The organism is Pseudoxanthomonas winnipegensis, assembly GCF_004283755.1.
Classification (GTDB): domain Bacteria; phylum Pseudomonadota; class Gammaproteobacteria; order Xanthomonadales; family Xanthomonadaceae; genus Pseudoxanthomonas_A; species Pseudoxanthomonas_A winnipegensis.
On sequence record NZ_SHMH01000009.1, the window covers coordinates 166,940 to 187,945 of the forward strand.

Annotated in this window: 17 protein-coding genes; 7 read left to right on the plus strand and 10 right to left on the minus strand. The window is 69.7% G+C overall.

The window, feature by feature from the left end:
• Window positions 1-197: 197 nt before the first annotated feature.
• Genes EAT51_RS17215 through EAT51_RS17235 form a run of 5 tightly spaced genes read right to left on the minus strand, consistent with a single transcriptional unit; the run spans window position 198 to window position 7,763 of the window.
• Window positions 198-905, minus strand: coding sequence for a M15 family metallopeptidase (locus tag EAT51_RS17215; protein WP_130561854.1), 708 nt, complete (start codon window positions 903-905; stop codon window positions 198-200).
• On the minus strand, window positions 902-1,678 hold the full coding sequence (locus EAT51_RS17220; RefSeq protein ID WP_130516391.1) for an N-acetylmuramoyl-L-alanine amidase: 777 nt from the start codon (window positions 1,676-1,678) through the stop codon (window positions 902-904). Before EAT51_RS17220 ends, EAT51_RS17215 begins: the two co-directional genes overlap by 4 nt.
• Before the next feature lie 14 nt (window positions 1,679-1,692).
• Window positions 1,693-3,288 (minus strand): serine hydrolase, encoded by a 1,596-nt coding sequence (locus EAT51_RS17225; protein ID WP_130561855.1) that lies wholly within the window; start codon window positions 3,286-3,288, stop codon window positions 1,693-1,695.
• A 56-nt stretch (window positions 3,289-3,344) separates the two neighbouring features.
• Entirely contained in the window at window positions 3,345-6,338 is a 2,994-nt protein-coding gene (locus tag EAT51_RS17230; protein ID WP_130516387.1) for a TonB-dependent receptor, read from the minus strand.
• Between the two features lie 45 nt (window positions 6,339-6,383).
• Complete coding sequence (locus EAT51_RS17235; RefSeq protein WP_130517592.1) at window positions 6,384-7,763, minus strand: transglutaminase-like domain-containing protein; 1,380 nt, start codon at window positions 7,761-7,763, stop codon at window positions 6,384-6,386.
• Between the two features lie 251 nt (window positions 7,764-8,014).
• On the opposite strand from EAT51_RS17235, the gene EAT51_RS17240 reads away from it, so the two are divergent.
• From EAT51_RS17240 to EAT51_RS17260, 5 genes are all read left to right on the plus strand, one after another.
• Complete coding sequence (locus EAT51_RS17240) at window positions 8,015-9,457, plus strand: C40 family peptidase (protein WP_130516385.1); 1,443 nt, start codon at window positions 8,015-8,017, stop codon at window positions 9,455-9,457.
• Window positions 9,454-10,551, plus strand: coding sequence for a dipeptide epimerase (locus EAT51_RS17245; RefSeq protein WP_130516383.1), 1,098 nt, complete (start codon window positions 9,454-9,456; stop codon window positions 10,549-10,551). Before EAT51_RS17240 ends, EAT51_RS17245 begins: the two co-directional genes overlap by 4 nt.
• 859 nt (window positions 10,552-11,410) lie before the next feature.
• Complete coding sequence (locus EAT51_RS17250) at window positions 11,411-12,262, plus strand: MurR/RpiR family transcriptional regulator (protein WP_130516381.1); 852 nt, start codon at window positions 11,411-11,413, stop codon at window positions 12,260-12,262.
• Window positions 12,263-12,283: 21 nt separating this feature from the next.
• A complete protein-coding gene (locus EAT51_RS17255; protein WP_130516379.1) occupies window positions 12,284-13,066 on the plus strand; it encodes a L,D-transpeptidase family protein in 783 nt (260 codons plus the stop codon).
• Window positions 13,063-14,361, plus strand: coding sequence for an APC family permease (locus EAT51_RS17260; protein ID WP_130516377.1), 1,299 nt, complete (start codon window positions 13,063-13,065; stop codon window positions 14,359-14,361). The genes EAT51_RS17255 and EAT51_RS17260 overlap by 4 nt, the downstream gene beginning before the upstream one ends.
• Before the next feature lie 199 nt (window positions 14,362-14,560).
• Here EAT51_RS17260 and EAT51_RS17265 read toward each other — a convergent pair whose 3' ends face one another.
• The 4 genes from EAT51_RS17265 to hppD form a co-directional block, all read right to left on the minus strand.
• Window positions 14,561-15,172, minus strand: coding sequence for a lectin (locus EAT51_RS17265; protein WP_130516376.1), 612 nt, complete (start codon window positions 15,170-15,172; stop codon window positions 14,561-14,563).
• Window positions 15,173-15,891: 719 nt separating this feature from the next.
• Window positions 15,892-17,190 (minus strand): homogentisate 1,2-dioxygenase, encoded by a 1,299-nt coding sequence (hmgA, locus tag EAT51_RS17275; RefSeq protein ID WP_130516374.1) that lies wholly within the window; start codon window positions 17,188-17,190, stop codon window positions 15,892-15,894.
• Between the two features lie 33 nt (window positions 17,191-17,223).
• Complete coding sequence (locus EAT51_RS17280) at window positions 17,224-17,646, minus strand: endonuclease domain-containing protein (protein WP_205953498.1); 423 nt, start codon at window positions 17,644-17,646, stop codon at window positions 17,224-17,226.
• 114 nt (window positions 17,647-17,760) lie between these two features.
• Window positions 17,761-18,870: a 4-hydroxyphenylpyruvate dioxygenase gene (hppD, locus tag EAT51_RS17285; RefSeq protein ID WP_130517590.1), complete on the minus strand. Its 1,110-nt coding sequence runs from the start codon at window positions 18,868-18,870 to the stop codon at window positions 17,761-17,763.
• Between the two features lie 78 nt (window positions 18,871-18,948).
• On the opposite strand from hppD, the gene EAT51_RS17290 reads away from it, so the two are divergent.
• On the plus strand, window positions 18,949-19,488 hold the full coding sequence (locus tag EAT51_RS17290) for a MarR family winged helix-turn-helix transcriptional regulator (protein ID WP_130516372.1): 540 nt from the start codon (window positions 18,949-18,951) through the stop codon (window positions 19,486-19,488).
• Between the two features lie 94 nt (window positions 19,489-19,582).
• Here EAT51_RS17290 and EAT51_RS17295 read toward each other — a convergent pair whose 3' ends face one another.
• Entirely contained in the window at window positions 19,583-20,014 is a 432-nt protein-coding gene (locus EAT51_RS17295; protein ID WP_228257984.1) for a DUF6265 family protein, read from the minus strand.
• A gap of 120 nt (window positions 20,015-20,134) precedes the next feature.
• On the opposite strand from EAT51_RS17295, the gene EAT51_RS17300 reads away from it, so the two are divergent.
• Window positions 20,135-20,974, plus strand: coding sequence for a helix-turn-helix domain-containing protein (locus EAT51_RS17300; RefSeq protein WP_130516367.1), 840 nt, complete (start codon window positions 20,135-20,137; stop codon window positions 20,972-20,974).
• Window positions 20,975-21,006 lie beyond the last annotated feature (32 nt).

Sequence of the window (21,006 nt, forward strand, 5' to 3'; positions counted from 1 at the left end):
CGAAGTAAGGTGGGAGCCGCCATGGCGGCAATGAGGCCTTCCCGAAGAGCCCATCGCCGCCATTAGCCGAAAAGGCCACCCGGGCGGCTCCCACCTGTAGAGCGGAGCTTGCTCCGCTGGGGCTTTCCCGATTGATCCGGCCGAAGAGCAGCGGAGCAAGCTCCGCTCTACATCCGAAAGACAGCTGCTCGGACAAGTCAGCGCACCGGCACGTCGAACTGCACGTCGGGCGAGGGCTCCGGCTTGAAGGTGTAATGCCACCACTCCCCGGGATAGTTGGCGAAGCCGCGCCGCGCCATCGCCTCGACCAGGCGTTTGCGGTTGGCGCGCTGCGCCTCGCTCAGGCCCGGCGCGTTGGTATGCGCACGCGGATCGAAGAAGTCGAACGGCGTGCCCATATCCAGCTCGGTGCAGGCACCGGCCTGGCAGCGCACCAGGGTCAGGTCCACCGTCGCGCCGCGGCTGTGGCCAGAGACCTCGGCCACATAGCCATCGGGGATGATCCTGGTCTTGTCCAGCGCCGGGTAGAACTCGGCCTTCATCGTCTGGTCGGGCAGATCGGCGGCCCAGCGCATGAAGGCCTGCACCGCGCGCACCGGGCGATAGCAGTCGAACAGCTTCAGGCCCAGGCCCTGCGCGCGCAGGTCGGCCTGCACCTGCGCCAGCGCCTGTGCCACCGGCGCCAGCAACAGACACTTCGGCGCCTCGTAGCCATCCACCGGCTTGCCGGTGAAGTTGTGCGCGCCGGCGTAGCGGATTTCGCGCCGCACGTCCGGCGCCAGCGTGGTCACATCGACCAGCCCGGCCTGCGCGGCGGTGGTGGCCGGCGAGGTGCGCACCGGCTCGGCGGCATGCGCCACGTTGGAGGCGGCCAGCACCAGCAGAAGGGCGAGAACACGCCTCACGGCGCATCCTCCTGCGCGTCCTTCGCCGGAGGCGGCAGGGTCAGGTCATGCAGGATGCGCAGGTCTTCCTCATCGAAAGTGCGCCCCTCCAGGCCGCGGAAATGATGGCGGAAGGACTGCACCGCGTCGCCGCGGTTGTCCAGCGGATAGCCCAGCGTGGCCATCGCCAGCCACGGATCGAAACCGGCCGGCGCCGGCGGCGCATCGGCGCGCGGCCACACGCCGAAGCCTGCCTGCGCCAGCCGCTTCCACGGGAACAGCGGACCCGGATCGACCTTGCGCCCCGGCGCCATGTCCTCGTGGCCGATGATCGCCGTGCGCGGGATGTGGTGGCGCCGGCACAGGTCGTCCAGCAACAGCAGCAGGCTGTCGATCTGCGCATCGGCGAAGGGCGACTGGCCATCGTTGTCCAGCTCGATGCCGATCGAGGCGGAGTTGACGTCGTTGATCGTGCCCCAGTGGCCCGCGCCGGCATGCCAGGCACGGCGGTCGTCGCTGACCAGCTGGTAGCGCTTGCCGTCGGCGCCGATCAGATAGTGCGCGCTGACCGGGCCTGCGCTGTTGGCGGTCTTGAGGGTCTTCAAGCTCTCGGCGACCGAGTCCTCGCTGGTGAAATGGATGACGATCAGGATCGGCCCGCGCGCATTCTGATTCGGCGAGGGCTCCCACTGCGCCAGCGGATTCCTCGGCGGCAGGCCGGCGCAGGCCGACAGCAGCAGCGCGGCCAGCAGCAGCATGGCCGCGCGCAATGGCAGGTTCGGTTTGGAATGCATCGACGGGCCCTGGTTCATGGATTGGCTGCGCCCCGCTGCGCCGGGCACGCGGCCACGCGCTGGAAGTGCAGGTCCTGATAGTCGTAGCTGAAATCGGCGTCCGGGTCGATTGACTTCAGCGTCAGCGTGGTCTTGCCGTTGGCCTGGGCGAAGTCCAGCCACGGCTCGGCATCGACGCTGGCATCGTCCCAGTCCACCAGCCAGCGCCCGTGCGAGACCAGCACCGGCCCGCGCATCAGCGGCGAACGCGCGGCGCGGAACACGACGCCCTGGCCCTGCGGGCACAGGCTCACCTGGCCGAACCACGGATCGCGATACACGCCCTGCCAGCGCGCGAACTGCGCCGCCGTGGCGGGCTTGCGGTCCGAGGTGTCCGGCACCTGCGGGTGCGTGGCGTTCGCGGCCGCCCTGGCGCGCGCCTGTTCCAGCAGGCCCGCGTAGTGATCGACATCCAGCCCCGCGCCGGGGCGGGTGTAGTGCTTGGTCAGCGCCTCGGTCAGCGTGGTGCGCGCGGCCTCGCCGTCGCCGTTGATCAGCACCACGAAGCCGACCTTGCGGTCCGGCAGCAGCGTCACCGAGGAATACATGCCCATCAGCGTGCCGGTATGCGCCACGCGCCATTGGCCGTCCACGTCCGAGAGCCGCCAGCCGTAGCCATAGCCGTACAGATGGGTGCCGTCCCAGTCGCGCAGCTGCGCCCCGATCGGCATCGGCGTATGCAGCGTCCACAGCGCGGCGCGCTGCTGGGCCGAAAGCCAGGGATGGGCCGCATCGGGCGCCAGCCACATCGCGATCCAGGTGGTCAGATCGCGCACGCTGCAGCGGATGCCGCCGGCGGACATGGACGGGTTGTCCGGGATGGTCGGGCCATCGGCGCGCACCACCACGTTGCGCCCGTCCTGGACCATGTGCGGCTGAGCCAGGTTGCCCACCGCATCGCGATCGAACGCGCCGACCTGGCAGCGGGTCATGCCCAGCGGGCCGAACAGCTCCTGCCGCACCAGCTGGTCGTAGGGCTTGCCGCCGGCCTTGGCCGCCACTTCGCCGGCGACCACGTACATCAGGTTGTCGTAGGCGTAGTGCGCGCGGAAGCTGTGCGTGGGCTGCAGATAGGCCAGCCCGGCGATGATGTCGGCGCGGGTGAAGTCGTTGGGCTCGGGCCACAGCATCAGATCGCCCGCCCCCAGCCCCAGCCCGCTGTTGTGGATCAGCAGGTCGCGCACCTGGAAGTTGCGCGTGACCCAGGGATCGGCCATGCGGAACTGCGGCAGGTACCGGGTGACCGGGTCGTCCCACTTGAGCTTGCCCTGGTCCACCAGCCGCGCCAGCACGCCGGTGGTCATGGCCTTGGTGTTGGAGGCGATCTTGAACAGCGTGTCGGCGTCGATCTTCTCGCCGCTGCCGGCGCGCGTCTCGCCCGCCGTGCGCAGGTAGACCACCTTGCCGTCCTCGACCACCCCCACCGCCAGGCCGGGCAGCCGGTAGCGCGCCATGGCGTGATCGAACAGCGTGTCGAAGGACGCCTGCGCCGGCGGATCGGCCGCCGCCGACGGGCCCGATGCGAGCAGCAGCCCTGCCAGGGCCAGCGCCTTGCCTGTGTGCTTGAACATGCCGTTCCCGTCGCGATGGACGGCCCGTGCGCGACGGGCCGCCCGCGCACCTGCCGTCAGAAGTTCCAGGTCACCACCAACTGCGTCCAGCGCGGCTCCTGCCAGACCGTGCCCTCCCCAAAATACGGCATCGGCGTGCCCGGTGCGCTCTCGTAGCGCGAATGCACGTTGATCACCGTCTGCCGGTTGAGCAGGTTGTACACCGACAGCCGCGCCTTCAGGTCGATGCCCTCTACCGGCAGGGTCCAGGTCACGTTGGCGCCCAGGTTGTAGACCCAGGGCATGCGGCCGAACGCGCCGCGCTCGGTGTACACCAGCTGGCGCGTGCGCCAGTCGCCGCAGTTGGCCGTGCACAGCCAGCCCGAGCCGCCGCCGCTGTACTCGCCGGGGCCACCGGCCGCGCGGCTGTCGTTGGGCCAGACCACGCCGAAGGCGGTGATCGGCCCACCCGAGTGCGCCGCCAGCGTCGCGCCGAAGCTCCACATGTCGTTGAGCTTGAAGCCGCCGCGCAGCTTGATCTGGTGGCGGTAGTCGTTGAACAGCACGCCGTAGCGCTCGTTGACCGCCGGATGGTCGTAGTACTGCACCAGGTTGGTGTCGTTGTAGCCGGTGTCCGAGTTCACCGGACCCTCGATGTTGCCCTCGCTGCGCGCATAGATGTAGCTGGCGTTGAAGAACCACTTGTCGTCCCAGGCGCGATCGATCTGGAACTCGGCCGCCTTGTAGGTGCGCCGCGGCTTCTTGTAGCCCATGATCGCGCCGCTGCCGCCGGCCTTGTAGCCGTCCTTCGACGAGTCGAAAGTCACCCAGTCCTCGGTGGTCGGGCACCACAGCGTGGTCTTCTCGCCCGGGTTGATGATCGGCCAGTCGCCCGAATACCAGGGGCAGCCCTCGACATGGTTGATGCGCGCGTCCTCGACCGCGCGGGTCATCTTGCGATAGGTCAGGTTGACGCCATAGGACCAGGCCTCGCTGATGGCCTGCTGGAAGCCCAGGATGTATTCGTCCTGGTAGACCTGCTTGATGTTTTTGGCCACCGTGGTGCGCAGGTCGCTGGGCGCCGGCGCGTTGCCGTCGGTATTGACCGGGCCGATCTGCGCGCCGAGGTTGGGCAGCAGGTAGGGAGCGCCGGTGACCGGGTGGCGCTGCTCGGACCAGCCGTTGAGCGCGTAGTAGGTGTGTTCGTCGGTGGTGCCGCCGCCGAAGTAGTCGGTGAGCTTGTTGGTCAGCGGGATGTAATAGCGGCCCGCGTTGCCGAACAGCTTGGTCGTGCCGTCGCCACGCATGTCCCAGCTGAAGCCCACGCGCGGGGACACCATGTCGGAGAAGTCGGCCTTGGCGAAGGTCGCGCCCGAGGCCAGCAGCGTGTTCTCGAACTTGTCCGCGCGCACGCCCAGATTGAGCAGGATGTTGGGCGTGACGTTCCAGTTGTCCTCCACGTAGATGGCCTGCGCCTTGGCCCGCACCGGCGCGCCGGTGACGTAGTAGCGCGCATCGACGATGGCGTTGACGCCGGCCGGCACCACCCCGCCGCCCGGCAGCACGCTGCCCGGCGTGGTCGCCTGCACCTGATAGCTGCGGCCGTCGCCCGGATAGACCCGGGCGCTGGTGGAATCCATGATTTCCTGGTCGGCGCCGAAGCGCAGCAGGTGATCGCCCAGCGTCCACTCGAAGTCCAGGCGCGCGGCCTTGCGCTCGTCCTCGCGGCTGTTGATGCTGGAATTGCTCGGGTGGCAGCCTTCCTGCATGGTCCTGGGCCCGAAGGACGCGGTATAGCTGCCCGAACGCGTGACGATGCTGCACGCCGCATCCAGCGGGCTGCCGCTGTCCTCGCTGCGCTTGTTCACCCCGTACAGGGCCTTGGCCACGAAGTTGTCGCCGAAGTGGCCGGTATAGGTCAGCGACCAGTTGTTGCCGCCGGTGGCCGCATTGCTGCTGCCCACCCAGGCCCCGCGCGTGCCGCTGTCCCAGTCGTAGCCATAGGCGTCGGTGACCGTGTCGGCCTTGTCGGAGAAGGCCAGCAGTTCCAGCAGGTGGTCATCGGTGATGTGCCAGTCCAGCTTGCCGCCCCAGAAGTCGTTGTCGCCCTTGGTGTAGAAGGCCTGGGTGGTGTCGATGTCGCGCGGCTGGCTGTCGCGGATCTCGTACATGCCGAAGAAGAACAGCTTGTCGCGGATCAGCGGGCCGGAGGCCCAGACATTGGTCTTGTAGAACGAGCTGGCGTCGCGGCTGGTGCGGTCGCGTTCGTCCAGGGTGCCGTCGTGGTGGAAGTGGTCCTTCTTGGACGCGGCCCAGGCCGAGGGCTCGGCGGTGAACTCCACGCCGGCGCGGAAGGTGTTGTCGCCCGAGCGGGTCACCGCATTGATGACGCCGCCGGTGCTGCGGCCGAACTCGGCCGAGTAGCCGCCGGTCTTGACCTGCACTTCCTGGAAGAAGCCGAACGGCACCGAGGAGAAGCCCTGGCGCCGATACGGATCGGTCACGTCCAGGCCGTTGATGTAGACCGCGTTCTCGGCCACCGACGAACCGCCGAAGGTCAGCCCGCCGAAGGTCGCGCCCGAGGACACCACGCCCGGCGCCAGCAACGCCACCGCGCTGAGGTTCTGGTCCACCGGCAGGCGCGAGAGCTCCTGACGGCTGATGTTGAACGAGGTCTCGGTGGAATGGACATCGACCTGGTTGATCACCTTGGCGCCGACCACGCGCACGCCATCGAGCGTGACCGCGCCGGCGTCGCCCAGGTTGACCGTGGTGGTGCCGCCCAGCGGCACGCTGACCTCCAGCGGCGCGCCGGCGCCGCCACCGGCGTGTTCGACCACCAGGCGGTACTCGCCCACCGGCAGCTGCGCCAGGCGGTACTGGCCATCGCTGCCGACGGTGACCGTGCGCGTCAGGCCGGTGGCCTGGTGCGTGAGCGTGATCGTGTCGCCGACGGCGGCGCGGCCGGCGATGGCGCCGGTCGTGCTCTGCGCCATGGCCGGCGCCATCGCGCCCAGGCACGCGCCCAGGGCCACACACAACGCGACGCGCTTGTACTGCTTGGCTTTCATCCTGCTCTCTCCTTCAGGTGAAATGGTGGGGAAGATCGAAAGGGCTCAGGGCGCCTGCGTGAGCGGCGCCACATGCCACTTGAAGTCGTAGCTCCACTGGTCGTAGTAGAGGTTGCCGCCGCGCCACTCGGCCTCGCCGCGCTGCGAGTCCACATCGTCCGAGCGCCACGTCGCCTTGGGCTGGGCGAAGCCCACCGACCAGTCGTCGTTGAAGGCCATGCGGTAGGCGTCGAGCCCGCCGAAGTAGAAGTCGCGCTCGGCCGGGTCGGCGCTGTCCAGCGCCCCGGTGGTCACGTCCATCGGCACCCAGCCATAGGGCGCCAGGTACAGCCAGCCCCAGTCGTGGATGTTGTCGTAGCCCACCGCATCGTCGGAGAACACCCAGCCGCTCTGCCAGCGCGCGGGGATGCCGTTCATGCGCAGCAGCGCGATCAGCAGCAGGGTCTGCTGGCCGCAGTCGGCGTGACCGGCGTGCAGGGCGTAGTCGGAGATGTTGCTGATGGTCGAGTACTCGCGCGCCCCGGCCCACGGGATCTTGTCCACTGCGGCGAACAGCTTGCGCGCGATGCGGTACGGGTTGGTCTCATCGCCCACCACCTGCCGGGAGAAGGCGCGCAGCTGCGGGGTGAACACCACATGCGGCGGACGCTCGGCCAGGAACGGCTTCAGCGCCGGGTCGCTTGGGGTGGCCACCACCTTGGCCGGGTCGATGGCGAAGTGGCGCGCATACACGGTCACCGCGTAATGCACGGCAAAGCGCGTGGGCTGGCCCTTGCGCGCGGTGGCCTCCAGGTAGGCGGTGCGCTGCGGCGCCTCGGTCCCGGCCACGCGCGCGCCGGCCGGCGTGCTGTCCAGGAACACGATGTCTTCCTGCTGGCCGGGGATGGCGCGCGGATAGGGAATCCACGCGCGGATGGTTTCGCCATCGGGCACCGCATCGGCCTTGACGGTCAGGGACTGGGTCACCTCGATGCGGCGCGGCGCCACGCTGGTGCGGCCGCTGGCCTTGGCCTCGCGCAGCACTTCGCGGTGATGGTCGTTGAGGCGCTCGTTGGGGCCATCGGAGGGCGCGCGCGGCTGCGCGCGGCGCGCCACGGCCTGGCTGCTCAGCAGGAACAGGTTGGACGGGGCGCGCTTGAACCACCAGCGCTGCCCGTCGATGTCCATGTGCTCGATCAGGCCCTGCGCGTCCCAGGCGTCGAACTCGTCCTGGCGCAGGTCGGGGATCGCCTGCTGCACCCTGGCGAAGGCCGCGGCGCGGTCCAGGCTGAAATCCAGGCGGATGCGGCGCATCCGCTCGCGCTGGTCGAGCAGGGCCTGGCGCGTGGACGCGTCCAGCGTGGCATCGGCCAGGGCCTGATCGATGCCGGCCTGCGCCTGCCGGAACTGGCCGCGGTCCACCTGCGCGATCACTTCGGGCACCATCGCAGGGGGCGCGGCCGGGCGCGCGCCCAGCGGCGCGGTCGCCAGGACCAGGCACAGCAGGGCGCTGCGCGCCAGGCGGGCGGCGGAGGAAGAACCGGGGCAGGTCGAGGCGTCCACGTCGAGGCGGTCGTCGGGCAGCGGCGGAGGACGACACGATTAGCACGCAGGCTGCGCCTGGTCAATAATTTATTCTTGCATTTCAGATCACGAGGAATAATTATTTTTCTTCATCGATTCCGGAGCGACACCCCATGACGCGCCCGCCTTCCCCGGCCCACGCCCTGCGCACGGCCGCCTGCTGCGCCCTGCTGTCGCTGCTGGCCATCGGCTCGCTGGCCGCGCGCGTGCCGGTGCCGCAGGTCGCCATCGACCCGGTGACCGGCGTGGTCGGCGTCGATCCGCCCAAGCTCACCGCCGCCTACTGGATCGCCAGGCAGCGACAGCCCGACCGCGTGCTGCTGGACCGCGCCGGCATCGCCGCGCAGAACGCGCGCATGCGCCGCGACGACCCGGCCATCCACGACCTGCGCGCCCTGCCCGCGCAGCTGCCCAGGGCGCAGGTGGTCGAGGCGATCCAGGCGCTGTCGGTGCGGCCCACGCGCGCGCTCTACGGCCTTGACGGCCAGGCGCTGGATGCCGCCGCCCTGGACGCGCTGCAGGCCAGCCTGGCGCTGGACGCCGTGCCCGCCGCCACGCCGCTGCGCTACGGCCTGGTCACCCATCGCGCCGACCTGCGTACCTTCCCGACCGCGAGGCGCGTCTTCAGCAGCGTGGACGACCACGACATCGACCGCTTCCAGGAAAGCGCGCTGTTCCCCGGCGATGCGGTGGCCGTGCTGCACGAGAGCCGCGACGGGCAGTGGCTGTTCGTGACCTCCGAGCGCTACAGCGCCTGGATCGAGAAGCGCTTCGTCGGCCTGGGCAGCGCGCAGCAGGTGTTCGACTACGGCGCGCGCGGCCCGTACCGCGTGGTCACCGGTGCCACCGCCACCACGGTGTTCACGCCCGAGCAACCGCAGGTCTCGCAGCTGCAGCTGGACATGGGCGTGCGCGTGCCGGTGCTGGCCGACTGGGCGCCGACCCAGCCGGTCAACGGCCAGCTGCCCTACACCGCCTGGGTGATCCAGCTGCCGATCCGCAACGCCGACGGCTCGCTGGCGCTGGTGCCGGCGCTGCTGCCGCGCACGGCCGACACGGCGGCCGACTACCTGCCGCTGACCCCGGGCCACTTCATCACCCAGGCCTTCAAGTTCCTGGGCGAGCGCTACGGCTGGGGCCATTCCTACGACGCGCGCGACTGCAGCGGCTTCACCTCCGAGGTCTACCGCAGCTTCGGCGTGCTGCTGCCGCGCAATACCTCGCAGCAGGCGGTCAGCCCGGCGCTGGATCGCATCGCCTTCGCCCCCGACGACCCCGATGCCAAGCGCCTGACCGCGGTCGGGCAACTCGCGCTCGGCGACCTGGTCTACATCCCGGGGCACGTCATGGTGGTGCTGGGCCACGCCAACGGCCTGACCTACGTCATCCACGACACCGCCGGCGGCGGCTGGGCCGGCGCCGACGGCAAGCGCGTGGCCGGCCACCTCAACGGCGTGTCGGTCACCCCGCTCGAACCGATGCTGGCCAGCGACACCGCCAGCTATGTCGACCGCATCACCAACATCCAGCGCATCCGCCCGAAAGCCCAAGAATGAAGATCACCCACATCGAGTTGGGCATGCTGCGCGTGCCGTTGAAGACCCCGTTCAAGACCGCGCTGCGCACCGTGGACACGGTCGAGGACGTGATCGTGCTGATCCGCACCGACAGCGGCCACACCGGCCACGGCGAGGCAGCCGCCACGGCGGTGATCACCGGCGACACGCATGGCTCGATCATCGAGGCCATCCGCCATTTCATCGCCCCGCGCCTGATCGGCCAGGACATCGCCAACCTCAATCATCTGACCGCCTTGGTGCAGTCCGCGATGGAGCGCAACACCAGCGCCAAGGCCGCGGTGGAGATCGCCCTCTACGACCTGTGGGCGCAGCGCTACGGCGCGCCGCTGTACCAGCTGCTGGGCGGCGGCGATCCGGTGATCACCACCGACATCACCATCAGCGTGGACTACATCGACAAGATGGTGGCCGACTCGCTGTCCGCGCTGGAGCGCGGCTTCGAGTCGCTGAAGATCAAGGTCGGCAAGGACATCGGCCTGGACATCGAGCGGGTCAAGGCGATCCACGCCGCGGTCGAGGGCCGCGCCCTGCTGCGCCTGGACGCCAACCAGGGCTGGACCGCCAAGCAGGCGGTCTATGCCATGGGCAAGCTCGAGGACGCCGGCGTAGTACTCGAACTGCTCGAACAGCCGGTCAAGGCCGCCGACATCGACGGCCTCAAGTACGTCACCGAGCGGGTCAACACGCCGGTGATGGCCGACGAGAGCGTGTTCGCCCCGCAGCAGGTGTTCGACCTCATCCAACGCCGCGCCGCCGACATCATCAACATCAAGCTGATGAAGACCGGCGGGCTGTCCAACGCCATCCGCATCGCGGATATCGCCGCGCTGTACGGCGTGGACTGCATGATCGGCTGCATGATCGAGTCCTCGATCAGCGTGGCCGCGGCGGTGCATCTGGCGGTGGCCAAGGCCAATGTGATCACCAAGATCGATCTGGACGGGCCCTCGCTAGGCCAGTTCAATCCGGTGGTCGGCGGGGTGCTGTTCGACGAGTCGGAGATCAGCATCCCGGATGCGCCGGGGCTGGGCATCCGCGAGATCCAGGGGCTGGAGCTGCTCGCGCCGTGAGGCACATGCGCCTTCTCCGGAACGCCGCGCGTCCTTGCGGCCGTCATCCCCGCGAAGGCGGGGATCCAGCGCCTTTGCCTCTCCTGCACGTAAGTCACTGGGTCCCCGCGTTCGCGGGGAAGACGGGAGGCGCTTCTGCTTCTGCCGTTGCCGTTGCTTGTGCTTTTCCGGGCCCCCTCCGCAGCGGCGGGACCGGCGGGGAAACACCCGAAGGGCGCCGCGCATGGATGCGCGGCGTTCGCGGCAGGGGCAGGATGCCCCTTCCGCGAATCCCCGCCGGTCACGCGGACCCGGCGCGCGTAGCGCGACGGGCGCGAGGACGGGGTGTGCTTTCTTTTGGTTACTTTTCTTTGCACAAGCAAAGAAAAGTGACTCGCGCCCGACAGGGCGAGAAACGCTTTGGCCGTTGCCCCTGCTTTGAACAGAAGCTGCAACACCAGCGCGCTCGCTCTCTCGATCGGAGGAAAGCGAACCACGCAACCCTCAAACGCGTTCGCGTTCTCCTTGACTCAACGCGGCACTCCTCCAACACAGAGCAGCATGTAACAGCAAAGGCTTTCGCGCCCCTCCGGGGCACGACCTACCTTTCTTTGCTTGTGCAAAGAAAGGTAGGCCAAAGAAAGCACACCCCGGTCCTCGCGCCCGCCGCGCCTGCGGCGCGCCGGGTCCGCGCTGCCGACGGGAATTTCCGGACGGGGCATCCTGCCCCGACCGGAAACGCCGCGCATCCATGCGCGGCGCCCCTGCGGGGTTTGACCCGTCGGCATCGCCGCTGCGGAGGGGGGCGGAAAGAGCACAACAGCAACGGCAACAGCACAAGCAACGGCAACGGCAACAACTCGCGCAGGAGCACCGGCTGATGCCCCCCCTGCTCAAGATCCGCGCCGAACGCGAGCGCATGTCCGCCATCGAGCGGCGCATCGCCGACTACATCCTCGACAACGCCCACCTGCTGCGCGACTACTCCTCCCAGCAGCTAGCCAGCGCGCTGGGCATCAGCCAGTCCTCGGTGGTGAAGTTCAGCCAGAAGCTCGGCTTCCGCGGCTATCCGGACCTGAAGTACTCGGTCGGCCAGGCCATCGCACGCGGCAATGGCGGCCAGCCGGCGGATCCGACCGCGTCCGAAGACGGCGGCGATGCCTACACCCGGCTGGAAGACAGCCTGCGCCGCAGCAAGGCCGCGGCCGAGGAGGAGACCCGCCTGCTCAACCCGCGCGCGCGCATCGAGCAGATCGTCGCGCGCATCGACCGGGCGCAGAAGGTGTTCGTATGCGGCCTGGGCGACGACGGGCTGTTCGCGCGCGAATTCGCCATGCGCCTGTCGCTGCTGGGCGTGCTGACCGTGCATCACGCCGATGCGATCCTGATGATGACCAACGTCTCGGCGGCGCGGCCGGGCGACGTGCTGATCCTGCTGTCCGAGTTCGGCCAGGTGCCGCAGCTGTCGCAGATCTCGCGCCAGTTCCAGGACGCCGGCGGCGCGGTGGTGTCCATCACCCGGCACACCGCCAACCCGCTGCGCGCGCACGCCGATGCGGCGCTGGTGGTGTCCGCGCACGATCCGGCCCCGCACATCGCCCAGCTGCTGTACCGTTGTTCGCTGCAGTCCCTTCTGGACTTCGTGTTCGTGCTGCTGTGCCAGACCAACCCCGACCGCGAGCGCCAGCTGGCGGTCAACCTGGAGCGCGTCCAGCACCTGCTCGACGCCTGACCCCTGCCCCGCGGAGCGTCCATGTCCCTGCGCTTGCCCCACTTCCTGCTGTGCACGCTGCTGGTCCTGACCACGCAGCCGGCCCTGGCCAAAGGCACTACCGCCCCGCCCGCGATGTCCCAGGCGCAACAGCTGGTGGTGGTCACCACCGGCGGCTGGGACGACACCCAGGGCCGGCTGCAGACCTTCGAACGCGATGGAACGGGCTGGAAACCGGCGGCGCCGGCCTTCGCCGTGGCGATCGGCAAGCAGGGCAGCGCCTGGGGCGAAGGCCTGTTCCCCGCCCAGCACGAAGGTCCGCGCAAGCGCGAGGGCGATGGCCGCAGCCCGGCCGGAATCTACGGCATCGGCGAGGCCTTCGGCTATGCGCCCTCGGTCGACACCAGACTCGCCTACCAGCAGATGCAGGCCTCGAGCTGGTGCGTGGACGTGCCGGACTCGCCGCTCTACAACCGGATCGTCGACGAACGCCAGGTCGGCGCGCAGGCCGTCAAGGGCGCCAGCGAGCACATGCGGCTGGATCTGCACAACGACGGCGATCCGCGCTACGCCCGCGGCTTCGTGATCGAACACAACGCCAAGGCCACGCCGGGCTTGGGCAGCTGCATCTTCGCCCACCTGTGGCGCAAGCCCGGCGAGGCGACCGCCGGCTGCACGGCCATGGCGCCGGCCAGCATGGAGGCGCTGCAGGCGTGGCTGGATCCGGCGCGCCGGCCGCTGTTCGTGCTGCTGCCCCGGCCCGAGTACCAGCGTCTGCAACGCGCCTGGTCGCTGCCGCCGCTGCCCGCGGCCACGCAGCCGTGAGCGCCGCGCCGACGCCCGCGCAGGGCACGCTGGTCCGCGCGGTCAGCCGCTGGCAGATCGTCGGGCTGTCGATCAACGACGTCATCGGCAGCGGCATCTACCTGCTGCCCGCGGCGACGGTTGCGCTGATGGGGCCGTTGAGCCTGTGGGCGGTGCTGCTGGCCGGCGTGGCGGTGGCGCTGCTGGTGCTGTGCTACGCGCAGGCGGCGAGCTATTTCGACCAGCCGGGCGGCAGCTATCTCTACGCCCGCGAGGCCTTCGGCCGCTACGCGGGTTTCCAGGTCGGCTGGATGATCTGGCTCACGCGCATCAGCTCGGCCGCGGCGCTGGGCAACGGCCTGGCCGATGCGGTCTCGCGCTTCTGGCCGGGGGCCGCCAGCGGCGCCGGGCGCCTGGTGGTGGTGATCGGCTCGCTGGGCCTGCTGACCGCGATCAACGTGATCGGCGTGCGCTCGGCCGCGCGCACCGGCGTGGCGCTGGTGATCGGAAAGCTGGTGCCGCTGCTGCTGTTCGTGGTCGTCGGCCTGTTCTACATGGACTGGTCGCTGGCCTTCGCCGGCACCGCGCCGGACCTGCGCGACCTGCCCAACCTGGGCCAGGCGGCCTTGCTGCTGCTGTTCGCCTACGCCGGCTTCGAGAACATCCCGGCCGCCGCCGGCGAATTCCGCAACCCGCGCCGCGACGTGCCCTTCGCCCTGATCACCATGATCGCGCTGGTGACGCTGATCTACGCCGCGGTGCAGGTGGTGGCGATGGGTACCCTGCCCGGCCTGGCCGAGTCGGCCACGCCGCTGGCCGATGCGGCCGCGCGCTTCGGCGGCGAGGGCCTGGCGCTGGTGCTGACCGTGGGCGCGGTGATCTCGATCCTGGGCACCACCAGCAACACGGTGATGCTGGGGCCGCGCTTCCTGTTCGCGCTGGCGCAGGACGGCTTCGGGCCGAAGTTCCTGGCGGGCGTGCATCCGCGCTTCCGCACGCCGGCCGCGGCGATCATCGTGCAGGGCGTGCTGTCGGTGGCGCTGGCGCTGTCGGGCTCGTTCGAGAAGCTCGCCCTGCTGTCGATGGTGACCCGCCTGCTGGCCTACATCGGCACCGCGGCGGCGGTGCTGGTGCTGGCGCGCAGGCATCGCGATAACCCCAACGCCCTGCGCCTGCCCGGTGGCCCGCTGATCCCGGTGCTGGCGCTGCTGCTCACCCTGGGCCTGCTGTGCAGCGCCAGCCTGGCCAACCTGCTGGCGGTCGGCGCGGCGATGGTGGTGGGGACCTTGATCTACCTGTTCCCGCGCAAGGCCTGAGGGGAACCCCACCTGTAGAGCGGAGCTTGCTCCGCTGAAGCTTTCCCGATGACCGGGTCGAAAGGCAGCGGGGCTCGCTCCGCCGGGCGTTCCCGATGACCCGGTCGAAAGGCAGCGGAGCAAGCTCCGCTCTACAAGGTGGGCGCGCCCCGAGCAGGAGAGACAATGGCCTTACAGACACACCCACCCACACTCCGCGTTACGCGCAGCCCTCGACGTAGTCGATCTGCGGCGGCAGGCCCACGCGCCAGTTGGTGACCACGCCGTCGGCGCCGGTCTCGAAGACCAGCTTCGCGCCGCCCTGCCCGTCCACGCTCAGGTACTTGCCGCCTTCGACGTACTTGTGCGGCATCGACTGCAGCTTGTCGCCGTACAGCGCGCGCAGCGCGGCCTCGTCCATGCCGACCTTGCCGCCGCCGGGCGCGACTTCCTTGGACGTGGTCACGTCGTAGCGGACGAAGTGATCGCCCTCGATCATGAAGGCCACGTCGGCCTTGTCGGTGGCCCACTTGGGCGTGAGCTGATAGCAGGCGCCGCCCTCCGAGGGCGTGCTGCTGTTGAGCTCGCCGCCCCAGGCCTGGCGCGCGGCGTCGGCGGTGCTGCCCAGCTTCAGATCGCCATAGCCCTGCCAGGTGGCCGGCACGTTGGCCTGCGGGTCCGCTTCGCCGGTCGCGGGCGGCGGCGAGGCCTGCGCCGGCGTGGAAGCGGCCGGCTCGGAGGCGGCCGGCGTGCTGGGCTGCGGCGTGTCGGCCGGCTTGCACGCGGCCAGGGTGAGGGCCAGCGCGGCAGTCAGGGGCAGCAGGGATTTCATGCAGGCGGGCTCCTCGAAGGCGGATATCGGTCCGCCCCAGCCTAGCGGGCGCCGGTGAATCTCACGCAAATCCGGACCGGGCCCGCACTTGCGCACATGCACGCCACCGGTGTCACCGCCGCTTCATCGACACCACGGAGGCTGCACGCGCCTCCCTCCGATCCGCCTTCGCATGCGCCCGCGCAAGACCGACCAGGCCCACGCCGCCCTGCAGACCCATCGCGCGGGCCTGGACATGCGCCAGCGGCGCGTGCTGATCCTGGCCGACGGCCAGCGCAGCCTGGAGGCGCTGACCGCGATGCTGGGCCCCGACACGGCGCTGCAGGTGGCCGCGCTGATCCGCGCCGGCTACCTGGACCTGGCCGAAGAGCCCGCCCCGCAGCCGCGGCCTGCATACGCGCCGGCGGCACCCACTACGCCCGCGCCCATCGCCACGCCCGCGCCTGCGGCGCACCGACGCTCGATGGTGGCCGCGCGTCTGTACCTGCTCGGCATGCTCGAACTGCAGCGCCATCCCGACGCCCTGCGCCTGCACGCCCAGCTGCAGCGCGCCGCCGACGATGACCTGGCGGTCCAGACCATGCGCGAAGCGCTGGAGCTGCTGCCGGCCCTGACCTCCAGCGGCTACGTGCAGCGCATCGCCGACCGCCTGCGCGAGGTGCTGCCCGAGGACCAGCTGCACGCGCTGGAGACGCCGACGCCTGCCGCCCCGACAGGCCTCAGCCCGGCGGCTGGAAGTTGCGCTTCAGGCCTGCCCAGCACTGCTGGTAGTCACGCTGGCGGTGCGCGGCCTCCATCGCCTGACGCGTGGGTCGCAGCACCGCCCGCGTCTCGAACATGAAGGCCATCGTGTCGGTGATCACGTCCGGCTTGGACAGGTCCGCATGCGAGGCCTTCTCGAACGTGGCCGCATCCGGCCCGTGTCCGGTCATGCCGTTGTGCAGCGAGGCCCCGCCCGGCGCGAAGCCTTCCGCCTTGGCGTCGTAGGCGCCGTGCACCAGGCCCATGAACTCGCTGGCCACGTTGCGGTGGAACCACGGCGGGCGGAACGTGTCCTGCGCCACCAGCCAGCGCGGCGGGAAGATCACGAAATCCAGATTGGCCGTGCCAGGCGTGTCGCTGGGCGAGGTCAGCACGGTGAAGATCGACGGATCGGGATGATCGAAGCTGATCGAGCCGATCGCATTGAAGCGACGCAGGTCGTAGCGGTACGGCGCCCCGTTACCATGCCAGGCGACCACATCCAGCGGGCTGTGGCCGATGGGCGCGCGCCACAGATGGCCCTGGAACTTGGCGATCAGCTCGAAGTCGCCCTCGATGTCCTCGTAGGCGGCCACCGGCGTCTCGAAATCGCGCGGATTGGCCAGGCCGTTGGACCCGATCGGCCCCAGCTCGGGCAGGCGCAGCGGCGCGCCGAAGTTCTCGCAGACGTAGCCGCGCGCCTGGCCGTCGGGCAGCGTCACCGCAAAGCGCACGCCGCGCGGGATCACCGCGACCTGCTGCGGCTCCAGCTCGATCACGCCGAACTCGGTGGCCAGCCGCAGCCGGCCCAGCTGCGGCACGATCAGCAGCTCGGCATCGGCATCGTAGAACCAGCGCCCCGCCATATCGCGGTTGGCCGCGTACAGATGGATGCCCACGCCGTGCTGCGCCTCGGCCGCGCCGTTGCCGGCCATGGTCAGCAGGCCTTCGACGAAGTCGGTCGGCGCCTCAGGCAGCGGCAGCGGCGACCAGCGCAGCTGGTCCGGGCTCACCGGCCCCTGGCCGAAGCCGTTGTGGAAGTCGGGCGCCTGCTCGAACAGCGCGAAGCCGCCATGCATCGCCGCCGGCCGGATCCGGTACAGCCAGCTGCGCCGGTTCTGCCCGCGCGGCGCAGTGAACGCCGTGCCCGACAGCTGCTCGGCATACAGCCCGAAGGCCACCAGCTGCGGCGAATTGCGCCCCACCGGCAGCGCCCCGGCGATCGCCTCGCTGGCGAACGCGTTGCCGAAGCCGGTCATGTACTGCGTCGAATTCATGGACCCACCCACCTGTCTACGTCTCGCGGCTCACTAAAGCCCCTCTCCCCCCGGCGACCGGAGGAAGTCCCTGTGGGAGAGAGGGGTTGGGGTGAGGGTACGTCCGTAGGCGAAATGCCAGATCGCCTCGACCACCGCCTCAACCTCCAACAACACCTCGTTGTCCCAGAAGCGCAGCACGCGCCACCCCTGCGATTCAAGAAACGCCGTGCGTGCCGCATCGCGACCTTGCGAATGCTGGCCGCCATCCAGCTCGACGATCATCCTGCGCTCGATACAGCAGAAGTCCGCGAGATAAGGCGGAATCGGATGCTGCCGCCGGAACTTCAGTCCTTCCAGCTGACCACCGCGCAGCTGCTTCCAGAGCAGCCGCTCGGCATCGGTCATCTCGCGACGTAAGACGCGCGCGTAGCGCAGCGTCCGCGTCGGCAGCGGTGGCTTGATGCGTCCTGGCATGGGCAGACGTCCTGTCTGGAAGCTTGCTGGAAGCATAGCGTCGTTCGCCATCTGGACTTCGCCGGACCCTCACCCCAACCCCTCTCCCAAAGGGAGAGGGGCTCAAGACACGCCTTACAGCACGCCGCGCCGCATCTGGTCGCGCTCGATGCTCTCGAACAGCGCCTTGAAGTTGCCTTCGCCGAAGCCGTCGTTGCCCTTGCGCTGGATGATCTCGAAGAAGATCGGGCCGATCGCGTTCTGGGTGAAGATCTGCAGCAGCTTGCGCTTGCCGGTCTCCGGATCGGCGTCGATCAGGATCTTGTTGCGCGCCAGGCGCTCGACGTCCTCGCCGTGGTCCGGAATACGCTGATCGATCACCTCGAAATACGTCTCCGGCGTATCCAGGAAGTCCACGCCCGCCGCGCGCATCTGCTCGACCGTGGCGTAGATGTCGTCGGTGAAGCAGGCGATGTGCTGGATGCCCTCGCCCTTGTAGGCATCCAGGTATTCGTTGATCTGCGACTTGGGATCGGACGATTCGTTGAGCGGGATGCGCACCATGCCGTCCGGTGCGGTCATCGCCTTGGACAACAGGCAGGTCTTAGCGCCCTTGATGTCGAAGTAGCGGATCTCGCGGAAGTTGAACAGCCGCTCGTAGTAGTCCGCCCACTGCGCCATGTTGCCCGGGTAGAGGTTATGGGTCAGATGGTCGATGAAGGTCAAGCCAAATCCCTTCGGCATGCGCTCGGCGTCCGGCAGCCACTCGTAGTCTGGGTCGTGGATGGTGCCGCTGCTGTCGTAGCGGTCGACGATGTAGAGCATGCAGCCGCCGATGCCCTTGATCACCGGCGCGGCCACGGCCTTGGTCAGCTCGCGCGGGCCGATCTGCTCGGCGCCGTTCTTCAGCGCCTGCACGCGCGCCCATTCGGCCAGCTTGTTGACCCGGATGGCGAAGCCGCAGGCGCTCGGTCCGTGCTCGGCGGCGAAGTCGGCGGCGAAGGAATCCGGGTCCTCGTTGATCAGGAAGGTGCAGTCGTTCTGCCGATAGGTGCTGATGGCCCGGGTCTTGTGCCGCGCCACCTGGGTGAAGCAGAGCTTGCGGAAGTAGTCGTGCAGCTGGCCGCCCTGGCCGGCGGGGGCGGCGAATTCGACGAATTCGAAGCCGTCGATGCCCATTGGGTTGTCGAACGTGGCAACCTGCGGCTTGGTCTGCGGGGCCTGGATGGAGGGCTGGGCGCTCACGGACATTTCTCCCACCTTGCAAAGGACTTGGCGACAGCATAGTTTCATCTGAAACAAGCTGACAAGCCGCACCGCACCATGAAGCAGCCCGACCCATTGCCACCGGCCCAGCCGCTGACCCTGCAGCTGGAAACCTTCGTCCCCTACCAGCTGAGCGTGCTGTCCAACCGCGTCAGCCAGGCCATTTCCGCCGAGTACTACCGCCGCTTCGGCCTGGTGATGACCGAGTGGCGCACGATGTGCGTGCTCGGCCGCTATCCCGGCCTGTCCGCCGGCGAGGTGGCCGAGCAGACCGCGATGGACAAGGTGGCGGTCAGCCGCGCGGTGGCGCGCCTGCTCGAACGCGGCCTGGTCAGCCGCGACATCCATGGCGACGACCGCCGCCGCTCGGTGCTGGCGCTGTCGGAGAAGGGCCGCGACCTGCACGACACCGTGGCCCCGCTGGTGCTCGAGTGCGAACGCCGCCTGCTCTCGGTCCTCGACGAGGCCGAGGTCGCCCAGCTGCACACGCTGATGCAGCGCCTGGCCGGCAGCGGCATGGACAACCTGCTGGCCGGGCTGAAGGACGCCCCGGTCAGCCCGGTGTCCTCGGCCGACCGCAACCCGCCGCTGGGCTGAGCGCGCGGCAACGCCGAGAAGAAAACGCCGCGGTCTCCCGCGGCGTTTTTGTTTCAGAGGGCGCCGCGTGCGCCCCTGGGGCCTGATCGCGCGCTCACGGCGCGCAGCGGGTGTAGTCGAAGTCGATGCGCAGGGGCTTTCCATCCTGGCCCGGGCCTGCGATCCAGGCGTTCAGGCGCTCGCCCTGGCGCCGATACTCGATCGTGTTGGGGAAATCGTGCGCGGGGTTGCCGAACCTGATCCAGCCCGGGCCGCTGGCCACCATGGGGAACACCGTCGCCGTCTCGCCATTGGGCTGGACGCGCATCGCCAGGCCTTCGCCCTCGCGCACGATGCGCATGAACTCGAAGGACTGCGTCGCCTCGCCCTTGACGGTCCGCGACATCCCGATCAGCTCGCCTCCGACAGGCGCCAGCCACGCTTCCTCGATGACCCGCCCGGCCTCGCTCCCGCACCAGCGGCCCGACAGCCACGCCAGGTCGGGCGCAGCGGCCTGCGCAGCGCCCGACCACAGTCCCAACCCCATCACCATCATCGTCGCTGCCATCCGCATTTCGCACCCCCGTCCAGAAGATGAGGCGACCTTAGCGACGCCACGGCGGGCAAGGCTTGTAAAAACACGCGCGCGGCGGTTCGATGCCCAGCCATGGACTACGCCGAACACACGCCGCCGCCGGCGCTGCGCCGCTACGTGGACTGTCTGTGGGAGCTGCGCGACGCCACGCCCGACGCGGCCATCCAGACCGTGTACCCGGACGGGCGCTGCGAACTGCTGGCCGAGCTGGGCGTGCCCCTGCGCTTCCACGGGGCCGACGGACAGCTGCGGGCGGATCAGGCGTTCTGCTTCGCCGCGCAGCAACGCGGCCCCATCCGGCTGCAAGCCGCCGGCCCGGTGCATTGCATCGGCGTGCGCCTGACCGCGGCCGCCAGTGGGCTGGTCGCCGGCGGGCGCTTGCCGACCCTGCGCGAACAGGCCCCGGACCTCTACACCCTGGACCCTGCATTCGCGCAGCGGTTCGCGCAGGCGACCCAGGCCAGCGTCAGCGCCGGGACGCACCAGCCGCTGTGGGATCTGCTGCAGGTCCACTGCGCCGGCTTCGCGCTGGACCCACTGGCCGAACAGGCCGCCGCGCTGCTGGACACCGCCGAGGGCGATCTGCGCATGACCGCGCTGGCCGACCGGCTGGGCGTGTCCCTGCGCACGCTGCAGGCGCGCTTCCTCACGGCGGTCGGCCTGACGCCGAAGGAGTACGCGCGGGTGCGGCGCCTGCAGGGGCTGCTACGGACGCTGGATGGCGCGGCCTCGCCCATCGCCGAGGCCGCGGCGCAGCACGGCTACAGCGACCAGGCGCATGCCACCCACGACCTGACCCGATTCACCGGCATGACGCCGGCGCGGCTGGTGCGTGCGTTGCGCGGCGACCGCGATGGCGCCGATGCCATACGGCTGGCGGCCGCCTTCGTGCGCGGGCACGCGGGCGCCTGAAGCACCCGCCTCCACCCAGACACGCCGCGGCG

Coding starts and splice junctions, on each gene's coding strand:
- EAT51_RS17220 (WP_130516391.1), bottom strand. CDS start 1,678: ATGCATTCCAAACCGAACCTGCCATTGCGCGCGGCCATGCTGCTGCTG.
- EAT51_RS17225 (WP_130561855.1), bottom strand. CDS start 3,288: ATGTTCAAGCACACAGGCAAGGCGCTGGCCCTGGCAGGGCTGCTGCTC.
- EAT51_RS17230 (WP_130516387.1), bottom strand. CDS start 6,338: ATGAAAGCCAAGCAGTACAAGCGCGTCGCGTTGTGTGTGGCCCTGGGC.
- EAT51_RS17235 (WP_130517592.1), bottom strand. CDS start 7,763: ATGGTGCCCGAAGTGATCGCGCAGGTGGACCGCGGCCAGTTCCGGCAG.
- EAT51_RS17240 (WP_130516385.1), top strand. CDS start 8,015: ATGACGCGCCCGCCTTCCCCGGCCCACGCCCTGCGCACGGCCGCCTGC.
- EAT51_RS17245 (WP_130516383.1), top strand. CDS start 9,454: ATGAAGATCACCCACATCGAGTTGGGCATGCTGCGCGTGCCGTTGAAG.
- EAT51_RS17250 (WP_130516381.1), top strand. CDS start 11,411: ATGCCCCCCCTGCTCAAGATCCGCGCCGAACGCGAGCGCATGTCCGCC.
- EAT51_RS17255 (WP_130516379.1), top strand. CDS start 12,284: ATGTCCCTGCGCTTGCCCCACTTCCTGCTGTGCACGCTGCTGGTCCTG.
- EAT51_RS17265 (WP_130516376.1), bottom strand. CDS start 15,172: ATGAAATCCCTGCTGCCCCTGACTGCCGCGCTGGCCCTCACCCTGGCC.
- hmgA (WP_130516374.1), bottom strand. CDS start 17,190: ATGAATTCGACGCAGTACATGACCGGCTTCGGCAACGCGTTCGCCAGC.
- EAT51_RS17280 (WP_205953498.1), bottom strand. CDS start 17,646: ATGCCAGGACGCATCAAGCCACCGCTGCCGACGCGGACGCTGCGCTAC.
- EAT51_RS17290 (WP_130516372.1), top strand. CDS start 18,949: ATGAAGCAGCCCGACCCATTGCCACCGGCCCAGCCGCTGACCCTGCAG.
- EAT51_RS17295 (WP_228257984.1), bottom strand. CDS start 20,014: ATGGGGTTGGGACTGTGGTCGGGCGCTGCGCAGGCCGCTGCGCCCGAC.
- EAT51_RS17300 (WP_130516367.1), top strand. CDS start 20,135: ATGGACTACGCCGAACACACGCCGCCGCCGGCGCTGCGCCGCTACGTG.